The organism is Clostridioides sp. ZZV14-6387 (assembly GCF_020657835.1).
Lineage (GTDB): Bacteria > Bacillota > Clostridia > Peptostreptococcales > Peptostreptococcaceae > Clostridioides > Clostridioides difficile_A.
Window position 1 is genome coordinate 180,042 of sequence record NZ_JAGWCW010000001.1, and the last position, 13,419, is coordinate 193,460.

A 13,419-nucleotide genomic window follows, 5' to 3' on the forward strand; every position below is an offset into this window, starting at 1 on the left:
AAGATACAAACATATCAAATACCCTACTTTCATTTACTTGAAAATTAACATTCAATAATAGCATATCTTACATAGATGTTATATTTTACATACCTATAGCTATAAATTTTAAAACACTAGCACTATAGTTAATGTTATATTGATATCAAAAAATCAAAAAGATATTAGCCAGATAGCCAATATCTTTTTGTACATTTCAATGGTAGAGATGATTTATAGAAATCATACTCACAATTATCTAATTTTTAGATGTCATAAGCTTGACATAACACACCAAAATCATACTTCTTGAGTTCATTTCTAAGAAATAAAGAAACTTGGTTTTCTAATCACTAATTTATAAGTTAGTCTCTATTATTTTATGTAAATCTTTTTCTATCTAATTTAAAAATTATTCCTAATGCTATATAACATATCCCAATTACTAATACACCATAAGCCATAGATACTCCTATCTTAAATTCTTGCATATTAGTTACAATGGATATTGAAATAGGTCTATTGTAAACGCCATAAAGCAAGGCTGACATTGTATATTCTCCAATTGTACGAATAAATACTAATATAGCCCCTGAAATTATTCCTGGCATCATATTTGGGATTATTATATTATAAAAGGTTTGTATTCTTCCAGCACCTAAACTCCTTGATGATTCTTCTAATCCTAAATTTATTGACTTCATAGCAACCTCATTGGATGAAAATAGTAATGGCAAGGCATAAATTGTATATGCTATAGGCAAAATATAAAAACCACCTATTAAGGACTCATTAAAAGCAAATATACTTTTTTGATTAAATGTATTAATTAGGTTAACTGCAATAGCACTTGCAGGCATACTCCAAGGTAACATTATAATAAATTTTGCTAGTCGATTATATGTATTATCTTTTTTAATTACTAAATATGATACTGGTACTGTAATTATCAATCCTAATGCCACTGCCATTAAAGACATTTTCAAACTGTTTAAAATAGGCTGTAATACACGTGATTTTTGGAAAATCATCTGGTAGTTTTCCAGTGTAAAATCTCTAGGAAATATGGTCGTCATAATTGAATGTGTACTTACAAATGATAAGTATACAATAGTAATTATAGGGAGTATAATAATAATAATTTGTATTTCAATAATAATCTTACATACAAATGTAAATAAGTCTTTTTTTCTATTATCAACTTTATAACTTTGAGATTTTAGGGATGATACTACTCCATATTTTTTGCCATAATACTGTAACAAAAGCATAAATGCAATCCCCATTAGTAACAAAGTAATCACTTGAACTGAGGCTATATCCATATGGTTATTAGCCTTAGACCTAACAATCTGAGTACTCAAAACTTTAAAACCACCACCTATAAGATTTGGTGCTGAGAAAGAACTAATCCCTGATGCAAAAGTTATAATAGTAGAAGTTATAACAGCTGGTGTAATAACAGGCCATATTACATCAAAAAATACTCTTAGCTTTGATGCTCCCATTCCCTTTGCAGCTTCAACTGTTGAGTAATCCACATATTTTAAGGCAACATATACATTTAAATAAAAATACACATACTGAGTATAGGCAACCACAAATAAAATTCCCTTTAATCCACTAAAATCATAGGGTTTGTTGATAAATGAGAGTAAAATTTCTATAGATTTTGTAACTATCCCACTTTCTCCATAAAGCTGAATACATGCAATTACCATAATTACTCCAGGAATCATCATCGGACTTAGTAAAAGAATATGTATGATTTTTTTGTGTTTATCACAAACAAATGTCATATACAAGGCAAGTGATATACCCATAATTCCACATACAAGTACAGAACCCAATCCCAAAATTATAGTATTGCTTACTACCCTTAAATTATTAGTATTTGAAAAATATTCTTTGAATACTTCAAAAGAATATCCACCTTCACCTTGAAATGCTTGTGCAAAGGTGTTAGCTATTGGAACGATAATATATCCAATCAGAATCCAAAATAATATACTGTATAAAATAATAGAAATAATATTTTTAGATGTGAATTTACTATGGTTTCTTTTTTTAATCATATTATTCACCCTGTAGCACACCTAAATATGCCTTATCCCCTACATTTAATTTATTACTATTATTCAGCCTATTAAGTTCAGTCACTTGATATTTTTTCTCATTATTTGATACTGTATATTCTAAAATTGGACCTAAGAAATGCTTAGATTCTACTTTTACTTTTACAAACCCACTTTGGTTAGTATTTTGCAACAATACCATTTCTTCAGGTCTTTTATAAATATAAGGCTTTGTCTCTTTTTCAATATTAAAATTAACATAATCCTCTTTTTCAATACAGTTTGAAGTGCCTACAAAATTTGCCACAAAATCATTCAATGGTCTTTTGTAGACTTCCATTGGCATACCAATTTGAAGAACTTTACCCTTATCCATTACAGCTATTCTATCAGAAATAGCCAAGGCCTCTTGTTGATCATGAGTAATAAATAAAGTAGTAATACCAATTTTTTGCTGTATCTCTCTTATTTCTTCCCTCATTTTGACTCTTAAAGCTACGTCTAGATTAGACATTGGTTCATCTAATAAAAGCATAGTAGGCTCAATAGCTAATGCTCTTGCTACTGCCACTCTTTGTTGCTGTCCACCAGATAATTCATCAATCTTTTTTTTCCTAAAATCTTTCATTCCTGCCAGTTCTAAATAAGTATCACATTTTTCTACTATAATTTTTTTAGATAATTTTTTTATTTTTAATCCATAAGATACATTTTCTTCTACAGTCATATTTGGAAACAATGCATAGTTTTGAAAAACAGTTCCCATATTTCTATTTTCTGGTTCTAGGTTGGTAATATTCTTATCACCAACATAAATACTCCCAGAAGAAGGTTTTATAAATCCACCAATTATTCTTAAAATGGTTGTTTTACCACATCCAGAAGGGCCTAATAAAGTAAAAAATTCGCCTTCTTTGATGGATATATTAATATCATGTAATACTTTTTCTTTTCCATAATAATGATTAATTTCCTTTAATTCTATATTCTTCATATCGACCCCACAAATTATCTAATATTTATAAATTTTAAATATACACATGATGAATCACTTCACATCATTGACTACTTCATTAATTACTCAAAAGCTATTTTATTTAATATCAGAGTATTAGCATCATTAGGTAGCGTGAATTACACAAAAACCATGATACACTATAGTTCCCTTATACGTAAAATAGTGAGGGAAATCCTCACTATTTTTGTATATAATATTAAATTATCTAACTAGACTATTTTATAGTTTTATTATTATCTATTATATCTGTTTCCCACTTTTCAATCCAGTTAGATTGATTTTTTCCAATTACAGACCAATCTACATCCATAGCTTTATATTCTTTCGACATCCACTTTGGTGAATCTTTAAGTGCAGAATCTAATGTTGGTATACGGTTAAAATCATTTGCAATCATAGCTTGAATCTTAGCACTTCCAACAAAATCTACAAATTTAGCTGCTACATTTGGATGTGGAGCATTTTTTAGAGCTGCTACACAGTCTGTAATTACTACAGAACCACTCTCTGCATCTACAACTTCTAATGGCATATTATTTTTTTCTTTATTATCTATTATATCACTTAACACTGCAACAGATATCGCAGACTCACCTTTACCAATTGCTGAATACATAACACTTCCACTATTGTAGTAGTTCTTGATATTTTTATTTAAACCTTCAAGGTACTTCCAAGCTTCAGCTTCACTCTTAGTAGTTGAATAGTAATTGATTAAGTTACTAACAGTAGAACGCATAGATGATGATAATGAGTCTCTAGTAACTATTAAATCTTTATATTCTTCTTTTGTTAAATCGCTCCAATCTTTTGGTGCTTTATCGGCTGATAATAATTTTGTGTTATAAAACATCATTACTGGTGTTTTTATAGTTCCATACCAATATCCTTCTGAGTCTTTATAAGACTTTTCTAATTCATTATTCCAGCTTGGTTCAGTCTTTTCATATAATCCTTCTTCTTTTAATTGCATATATGTAGATGTATCTCCACCAAACATTACGTCTGCTTGTGGATTATCTTTTTCACTTCTAACACGATCTGCTAGTTCACCCTTTAAGTTTATAAATTCAACATTAACTCCTGTTTCCTTTGTAAATTCTTCAGAAATTGCTCCTAGCATATCCTCACCATGAGTAGTATATACTACTAATGTATCCTCTAATTTATCACTTTTTGCTGTATTATCATTGCTACAAGCTACAAGTGATAATGACATCACTACAGTTGATAAAATAGCTGCTATTTTTCTCTTCATATTGACTCCTCCCCCCATATTCTCCATGTTCATTTTAAATGTTATTATTCTTATAGTCAACGATTCGACAACAATCTATATAATTGTATTTTTCTATAGTCACTTATTTTGTTATTGTTTTTTTCTATATCCATGTTTATTTTTTTATACATATAATTTTTGTATTCACATTAATCCTTTTTTAATATTAGTATTGTATTTCTTCAAGACATATTTTAAGTATTAGTATTATCATTATATACATAAAAAATGACCTATAAATAGGTCATCTGAACTAATGATTTTATGGTATATGAGATATTTTCTTAAATCACTTATTATTTTTATCATTTACAATACTCTTTTTATCTTAAAATAATTATAATCTAACTTTAATCACACATTATGTTACATACAAATATTTTTAGCAAACTTAATAATTAAATAGCTATATTTCATTAACCATCTTATAAATGTTTATAACCTATCCACTATTCTTCCTCAATAAATTCAAATAAATTTTCCACTGTAGTATTGAATACTTTAGCAATATCCATAGCTAACTTTAAAGAAGGATTATATTTTCCATTTTCTAAGTGTACAATAGTCTCACGTCTTACTCCAACCGATTTAGCAAGTTCATTTTGTGTCATAAGGAGTTTTTCCCTATATTCTTTAATTTTTGTCTTCATCAATATTGCCACTTAGTTACATATCCCCCTTTTATCAAAGTACACATACAAAATTAATTTAGATAATGATTGTATAAATAAAACTGCAATAAGAATTATGCCAGTATCCATGTTTGATATATTTATATTCCTTGTATAAGGAGTTGCAAAGAAAATAGCAATTATAACTATGGAATACATCATTATTGTTATTGCAATCTGATTAACCTTTGATAGTATAAATTTAGATGATTCATCAACTAAATCATTATATTTTTTATTATAAATTAGATAACAACCAAAAACTATTAACCAGCTCAGCCCTGGAAGAGAAGCCGTACTTGGACCTTTAAAAATATACTTAGTCGCTAATACTGCTATAAAAAAATAAGTTATTACAAGTAATTCTAAGATAAGCCTTGATTTTACTCCAGTTTCTGATTTAGACATATAAAAATCCTCCTTAAAAGTTATATATTCTTTAGTTTTTGTTTTCATTAATATAATTACTTAATTACATATACCTCTTTTATCAAAATGTATATACAGAATTAATTTAGATAACGATTGTATAAATAAAACTGCTAATAGAATTATACCTATATCCAAATTTGATACATCTAAAGCTCTTGTATGATTAGCTGAAAAGAGAACAGCTATTACAAACATAGAGTACAGCATTATTTTTGATGCAATTTGATCAACCTTTAATAACATAAGTTTTGATGCCTCATCGACTAAATCATTATATTTTTTATTATACATTGAGTCAAATACCCAAAAAACTAATAAGATTATAAAAGTAATCCAAATACCTTCGCCTTTAAAAATAAACTTTTCTAATAATAAGTCTATAAAGAAATAGGATAGCATCAGGAATTCTGAAACAAGATTTGCTTTAACACCAAGCTTCAATCTAGACATATAAAATCACCCCTTAAAAGTTATATATTTATAACACCTCATGTTATAAATATATAACTTTTCCAAATAAATTGCAAGAAAATATTGTAAATACTTAATAATATTTTTACAAGTATAGTCCATAAGAGATTTCATAATAGATATCTAATGCTTACAAATAATATTATAAAATTACTTTTTTATTCACTCCTATATAACCAGCTCTCTAAAAAATTCTTATACCATAAAAATTTATTCTTTAGTAAGCAGTACAGTACTAGATTAGTTTATTATATCTATTCTCTCAATCATATCATTTACTAACTATTATCCTAATTAATAAGCAATAATTGAAATGTATAGTTATACAACCTAAATTCACTTCAATATTCTTCAAAAATACCTTTTCTTGCGGCTGGGGTATGGTTTTGGATTTCATAATCAAAATAAAAAACCACTTATCTATTGCCATAGAGAAAGTGGTTTAGAATTTGAATTTAAAAATAAATCTTAAATTTATTTATTACAATTCATTAATTTGAAAAAATATTTAGAGTCATGTGTATTATAAAGATTTAGCCAAGAAGTTAATGCTTCTTCTTTAAAAACATCTAAAACTTTTAAAACTTGTATCGTAAATTCTAATGGTGCAATTCCTGAAGCAGTAATTAAATTTTCATCACTAACTGCAGATTCCATTTTATAATATTTTTCTCCAGAATAACTTGGTATCACCATTTTTAGAAATTCTAAATCATTACTTGTATGATTTCTAAAATCTAGTAAACCTGTTTTAGCTAACCCTAAAGTAGCACCACAAATAGCTGCAACTATAGACCCTTGTTCCAAAGCCCCCTTAGATTTTTCTAATATTTTCTCATGACCCATAGACATCCAAGTATTTCCCCCTGGCAAAATTAATAAATCATTACTTTCAATATTAAGCTCATCAATTGTAATCTCAGGTAAAACTTTTAATCCACCCATTGTTATAATAGGATTTTTATCAACTCCTACTGTAATTACTTTTAGTTGCTTTAATCCTTTTTTGAAATATCTTCCTGTGTTTAATTCAGCAGTTAAATATCCAACTTCCCAATCTGACATAGTATCGAATACATACATATATACTTTTCTATTTTTCATCTTTTACTCCTTATCTTATCAATTAATATACCTACATTGTAAAATAACTTAACTGACATACTCTGTCAGTTAAGTTATTAAATTTGATAATGATTAATTAATTCGAATAAATCTTCAACCATTTTATACCTAAGACTTAATGGTTCAATTATTTGTATAGATTTTCTATAAGGTATAAGTATATTTGGTACATATGTAAATATTATATCTTCTTGAAGTTTAAATATTGCTTTATTTGAAGTTCTTTCTTTCAAATAATATCCTAGAAGCCAATGCTGACATAAGTTGTCCAATGCATTTATCTTTCCTTCTATAACTAATTGTATAGTATTATCTTCATCTTTTGTCTCGTCCATAATCCCCTTTATAAAGAATTCACTTGCTGAAAATTCCTTTGGTCTATTAAAAGTATTTGATGTTTCTATAACACTACTAATTCTATCTAACCTAAAGCTACGAATCTCATTTCTCATTTGGCAAAATGCTACTATGTACCAATTATTATTCCAACGAACAATTCCATATGGATTTATAATCCTACATTTTGATTTTTCTTCATGAGCTGTACGATAGTTAATTTCTACAGATGATTCATTTGCTATACTATTTTTCAATTTTTTAAGTACAGATTCTATGGATATTTTTCCAGTGGGTTTTATTACTTCAAAACCTATTAAATGTTTTGTTAAAATTTCTTCTTGTTTTTGATTTGAATACATTTTTAACTTTGAAGTTGCTTTATCTAATGTTTCATCTAAAAAACACCCTTCTTCTTTAGCAAATATAGCTGCATGAAGTAGAGCAGTTTGCTCTTCTGTATTGAAAAAAAGAGGTGCTTTGATGAAATTATTCAAAAGTGTATATCCACCATTATGACCTGTATCTGAAATTATAGGTATTCCAGTAGCAGATAATGCATCAATGTGTCTGTAAACAGTTCTTATGTTTATTTCTAGTTTTTCAGATATTTGTTTTGCGGTTATTTTTTTATCTGAGTTTAGCATCCATAATATGGACATCATATTATCAATTTTAGCCATATAGTTTTACCTCTTTGTGTGTGTTTTATAAGTTAATTATATAGGTTATGATTAGTTTTCACAAAAAAAATATTAGCAAAGTGCTAATATTTTTCTTAGATTTTAATGGTGGAGACGAGGGGAGTCTATTCATATAATTTACACAATTTTTATTTTAACTAAATCATTTAAATATAAGTATTTTATGTACTTAATCAATAATATTTTTTATGGTTTTCTCTACTATTTTTTTCTAGTTGGGGTAAAATTGGGGTATTTAATACTAACTTAAGATTTTCAATTATTTGTGTCAATAAAATATAGTAAAAATATTATTTAAAATTCTTCTTAATGATAACATTATAAATGTACTCATACTATAGAGAATCTCAAAGTCACTCTTACAAAATAAGAGTGGCTTTGAGTAAAAAATACTTTTTCATATTTGTGAACTTAACTATGAAATTAACTAGTCATAAGTGAATAACTACATAAAAATATGCTAAATATATTTACATAACTTTATTTAAAAATAAAATTCTTCCATTAAATCATTACCATCAAAAACTAATTCTGACAAATCTTTTTCTATTTGTCTAGTATTTCTATTTGTATAAAATTTTAAGCCAAATAGTTTTACTTTTTCATCTTCTCCAATAAATTCAATTTTTTCATTATTCAATGAAAGTAATAATTCTTCTTTCCATTTATCTCTTTCCAACAAATTATCTCCTTTAGGTTCAATATACACTTGATATATATACCCTTCTCCTTCCAAATAAAGAATGAAATCGGGCATAAATCCATCATATACAGCTATTCCAGAGTTTGAAGAAAATTGATGCAATTTTACTAAACCACTTTGTTCATCATTACGAATTAAGTACACCTTTTTGTACTTTTTTTGTAATGTCTTAATAAAATTACTCATTAAATCAATTAAACTTTTTTCCAACCCGTTTACAATTGCATTCTCAAACACAAACCAATCTTTACCTTTCATTGAATAAGGTAATACCTTTTCATGAATTGAAATTCCTGAAAATCCCTTTGAAACTTTTTTCCTATATGGTTGTACTACTTGATTAATTAAAACACTTTTGAAAATATTTGTTCCACGTTTTTTACAATAATTTTTCTTGATAGTTTTCTCCAAATATTTCAAATACATCTCAATAGCATGTAGTTCTTGTTCTTTCGTTAACTTATTAGATTCATTTGCTATCCTTGCTTGAATTCTAACTTTACCAAGCCATCTTTTATCATTGATAAATTCATTTTTTGACTTAAGAGTAGGCATATATTCTTTCAAATTACTAAATTTAAAGAAAGAATTACGATCCATAGCTTTCTTAAATAAACGAATATCTCTTGTTATTAACTCATCTCTTATTTGTACTTGTCTTTCTTTTGATACAAACTCCGCTTCAGTAGTAATTGAAATTAAGTCAGCTGTATATACTTCATCTAATTTAACTCCAAAGCCAGCTAAAGATGTATATGTTTCTTGTGGCACATCTTCAATCATATTATAATATAATTTACCAGTCTTGTATGCTTCTGACCTTTTAAAACTTGATTTTATATCAGTTGAATATATATCAAAGTCACTATCATCTTCTACTGACAATTTAATACTATCTAATGACTTAACAAGATTTTTTATATAGTTAGGATCGTTCATAGTATGATAATGCAAAGACTCTAATAATTTAAGTTCTTCATTAACTGTATTATCAAATCTACGAGCAAATGAATATTTCCCTTCAAATTTAAAAGGATTGTACCTCGCTCCACGCCCTATAAGTTGAGCTTCACTCATAGTAGCAACTGGCGTAGCTTTTGCACTTTCACTAATACGTACAATGTCATAAAGATTTAATACATCCCAACCTTCACTTAGTTTGGCAACTGCAAATATAACTCTAAAAGGATTATCTTGCTCTTCCAGTGTATTAAGAGACTTAAAATTACTTGAATTTTCCAAAATTCCTTTTTTACCATCATTTACATTTATTATTCTTTCTTTTGAAAAATCTCGTTTTAAATCTACAATTATATGAGCTAAATCTTTGGTAAGATAATACTCATATGCACTTTTTAAGGTAGGACTAACTGTTGTATTAAATTCTGTTTGAATAAATCTTTGGAGATCCTCAACATTTAAATCTTTTATCATTGTAATAAAGTTATCACACATATTAATAGAAACTTTTACATAATTAGATTTAAACATCACAATTGGTTTAAAATCGGTAACTCCATATTTTTTTGATAAATATTTACGATATTGACTTAACAGAACAGCATTTAACATTTTTGATTTATCATCTGAATTAGCTTGTAAACGAAATACTCTTTTAGAAAACCCTTCACGTATAAATGAATCTAATCCATATTGATAAACTATCTTATCTTTGTATTTTTCATAAACATTATTATCCCCTTCTATATCAATAGTGGCAGTAAACTCTATTTGACGGTTTTTGATATTCAATTGGCGAATTCTATCAAGTGTATTCTCCCAACTTTGTTCCATCTTTTCTTCAGCACTTAAATTACTTTTAGTGAATGCATTAAAATGATGTGCTTCATCTCCTAATATAACAACTGAATTTTTTTCTAACTCATCATAAGTTAGTCCATTTTCTTTTGGATAATTTAATTCATTTGATATACTTTGAATTGTCGCTAATCTAATATAAATAGTATTATTAGTAGCATTCTTAGGAAATCGATTCACCTCTTGAATACTAATTCTATTTCCCTCAATTTCAATATCTTTTTTGAATAAATACTTAGAAGAATTTTGATTGATTAAATTTTCTCTCGTTTTTAATACTACTCCATTTGTATTTACTACAAACAAAAAATTTTGATAATTAAACTCTTCAAATAAATACAAAATGATACCTGCCATAACATCTGTTTTCCCTGATCCAGTTGCCATATTAAAAAGCAAGTGATTTTGACGATAATCTGCCCCTTCCATAGTTTGAGTATAATGAAAAAAACGCAAAGCTTGATTTTGATATGAACGTAAAGTGTGCTTCAAATTTTCTTTAATATACAGAGGCACATGATAATTTTCTGGTCCATCAAAACGAAGTTTATCTCTATCTTTTAAGAATTTTAAAAATGGTAAATCACGCTTTTTTAGTCTCTCTTTAGCTTTTTTCATTATAACCCACTCTCCATCTTATAAAAACATTTATTAAATTTATAATCTGATTCAGAAATTAATTTTCTAACTTCCTCGTCTTCAATTTCAGAATAATTATAATAAAGCTGATTTTTATCAATGATATTAATAAGTATAAGTTTTTGCTCATCAAAAGGTAATGACCAAAGTGAATCATTTACCTTATTCAAATCAACACGAAAATCAATATCAGCAGATTTTTTCATGTTTATATACACTTGTTTTAATTCATTTTCATTTTTTGCATCCCATATATTATATAAATATCTACGATTCTTTTCCATTAGTTCAGCATAAATAAAACTACCTCCACCTTTCCAACCTACTTCTTCATCAGATGAAATACCAGTCTTATCTCCATTAATAACATTATTTAATCGTTTCAAGATTAATTCTATCTGAGAATTTAATTGTTCTATTATAATAAAAGGATGACCAAGTTTCATAGCAGTTGATGCAGTAGTACCACTTCCGCCAAAAAAATCTAAGATTATATCAGATTGTTTTGATGTAAAATACTCAGTAAAAAATTTGATTAGACATTCAGGTTTTTTCCCTCCTCCAATATCAACTCCTCCTTCATGTCGGATATTTCCAAATGCATCTTCATATTTTAATTCGTTATCCAACAAATTAGGAATTGGTTTTTCCTTGCAATATTTACCTGAAATAACATCAGATTTAATATCTATTGGAATACCTGAATAGAATTTTCCTCGTGTAGCTCCCTTTTTCTTTGGACCTAGAACATATCTATAGCCAAGACCATCACTTCCCATTCCATATATTTTATATAATACACCTATTTCCTTTCTTTTAATTAAATATTTATCAAGAAATTCAGCTGCTGTTCCACCCTGTCTAACTAATGAACCACTTGCCCAAGTTTCTTTAAGTCCATCAAATGATGGTTGAATTTCTTTTACTTCATAATCTTCTGAAGAAAATACCTCTACCCTTTTTCCATTTTCCTCAAATATATCATACGGTTCTCCTAATTCTTTAATTTGATATTTGAACTTATCAATAGAATATTCTTCTTGGATTTTTGATGGTTTAAAAACTGTTGTATTTTTTGAGTATACATGTGCAACTTCCATAACTTTTTGAAAATCATTATCTTCAGATAAGGTTTTATTTGTATATCTAACTTGAATATGAAAAGTAGTTTCAAATTGTTCTTTTCCAAAAATATCATCCATAAGCAATTTGAGATATGCCTGCATCTTATCATCAGCTTGAACAATAATAACACCATCTTCAGATAGAAACTCTTTTGCTATCTCTAAACGATTATGCATAAATGTTAGCCAAGAAGAATGATTAAAACTATCATTGTATATAAAACTATCCTTACCAGTATTATATGGTGGATCTAAATAAATTAATTTTATCTTTCCAGCATACTTCTCTTTTAATAAGTATAATGCAAGTAAATTGTTACCTTTAATAACTAAACTATCAGTTTTTGAAAATTCTGTTATATTACTTTTTTCATTTTTATCAAATTTTTTTACATTATATAAAATTTTTTTATCAAAAAGAACATCAATTTCTTCTTTAGCCAAGATTGTATTCAAGAAAGGTTCATCTGGAAGTAAATCTTCTTTATTTCTATCTTCTTTGCTCATACTCGCTTTTAATATAGTATCTTTAAATGGAAAATCGAGAACAATATCTTCAGACTCATCAATAAATTTTCCACCTGTAGCTAAACCAATTTTATTAGCATACTTTGTATAACTATCTTGCCAAAACTCTTTATATTGAAGTATTTCAATAAATTGATTTAGTTTAAAAATATTATTCCCATCCACATTTTTCAAATAATTTTTTTTAATTGTTTCACTTTTTAGTAAAGCACTTATCAAATCAGCATTATAATTGTTTAAATCATCAATTATAGAAGCTCGTTTCATTTTTCCATCTACAAAATACCTATCATCAAATTCTTGTAAAATATTTTTTAATTCTGTCATTAGTTTAGTATCAATAGCCATTTAATTTATCCCCCATATTTCAAAATTTTACACTTTAATTATATCAGAGTTGTAAAAATATGAAAATTAATAAAAAATTTAAAACTTTATAAACTATACTTTTATCAACCTTGAATCCAAAATATAATTTTTTAAATCAAGATAAATATCTTATACTTTCAATACTAAA

The 13,419-nt window shown here is 26.9% G+C and carries 10 protein-coding genes; all 10 read right to left on the bottom strand.

What is annotated here, in order from left to right; translation table 11 throughout:
* Positions 1–359: 359 nt before the first annotated feature.
* The 10 genes from KGF38_RS00795 to KGF38_RS00840 all read right to left on the bottom strand — a co-directional run bounded on the left by KGF38_RS00795 (position 360) and on the right by KGF38_RS00840 (position 13,250).
* Entirely contained in the window at positions 360–2,054 is a 1,695-nt protein-coding gene (locus tag KGF38_RS00795; protein ID WP_074179904.1) for an ABC transporter permease, read from the bottom strand.
* A 1-nt stretch (position 2,055) separates the two neighbouring features.
* Positions 2,056–3,048 (bottom strand): ABC transporter ATP-binding protein, encoded by a 993-nt coding sequence (locus tag KGF38_RS00800; RefSeq protein ID WP_167639910.1) that lies wholly within the window; start codon positions 3,046–3,048, stop codon positions 2,056–2,058.
* A 238-nt stretch (positions 3,049–3,286) separates the two neighbouring features.
* Entirely contained in the window at positions 3,287–4,330 is a 1,044-nt protein-coding gene (locus KGF38_RS00805; RefSeq protein WP_167639912.1) for an extracellular solute-binding protein, read from the bottom strand.
* Between the two features lie 470 nt (positions 4,331–4,800).
* Positions 4,801–5,013: a helix-turn-helix transcriptional regulator gene (locus tag KGF38_RS00810; protein WP_176702544.1), complete on the bottom strand. Its 213-nt coding sequence runs from the start codon at positions 5,011–5,013 to the stop codon at positions 4,801–4,803.
* The gene (locus tag KGF38_RS00815) at positions 5,014–5,430 is read right to left on the bottom strand and encodes a hypothetical protein (protein WP_167639914.1); all 417 of its coding nucleotides are present in this window, start codon (positions 5,428–5,430) and stop codon (positions 5,014–5,016) included.
* 60 nt (positions 5,431–5,490) lie between these two features.
* A complete protein-coding gene (locus KGF38_RS00820) occupies positions 5,491–5,904 on the bottom strand; it encodes a hypothetical protein (protein WP_054271616.1) in 414 nt (137 codons plus the stop codon).
* A gap of 495 nt (positions 5,905–6,399) precedes the next feature.
* Entirely contained in the window at positions 6,400–7,029 is a 630-nt protein-coding gene (locus KGF38_RS00825) for a type 1 glutamine amidotransferase family protein (protein WP_227832076.1), read from the bottom strand.
* Between the two features lie 77 nt (positions 7,030–7,106).
* Positions 7,107–8,069 carry a helix-turn-helix transcriptional regulator gene (locus KGF38_RS00830; RefSeq protein ID WP_227832077.1) on the bottom strand — a complete coding sequence of 321 codons (963 nt, stop codon included), beginning with the start codon at positions 8,067–8,069 and terminating at the stop codon, positions 7,107–7,109.
* 505 nt (positions 8,070–8,574) lie between these two features.
* Positions 8,575–11,229 (bottom strand): DEAD/DEAH box helicase family protein, encoded by a 2,655-nt coding sequence (locus tag KGF38_RS00835; RefSeq protein ID WP_227832078.1) that lies wholly within the window; start codon positions 11,227–11,229, stop codon positions 8,575–8,577.
* A complete protein-coding gene (locus KGF38_RS00840; protein ID WP_227832079.1) occupies positions 11,229–13,250 on the bottom strand; it encodes a site-specific DNA-methyltransferase in 2,022 nt (673 codons plus the stop codon). The genes KGF38_RS00835 and KGF38_RS00840 overlap by 1 nt, the downstream gene beginning before the upstream one ends.
* Positions 13,251–13,419: the final 169 nt, after the last annotated feature.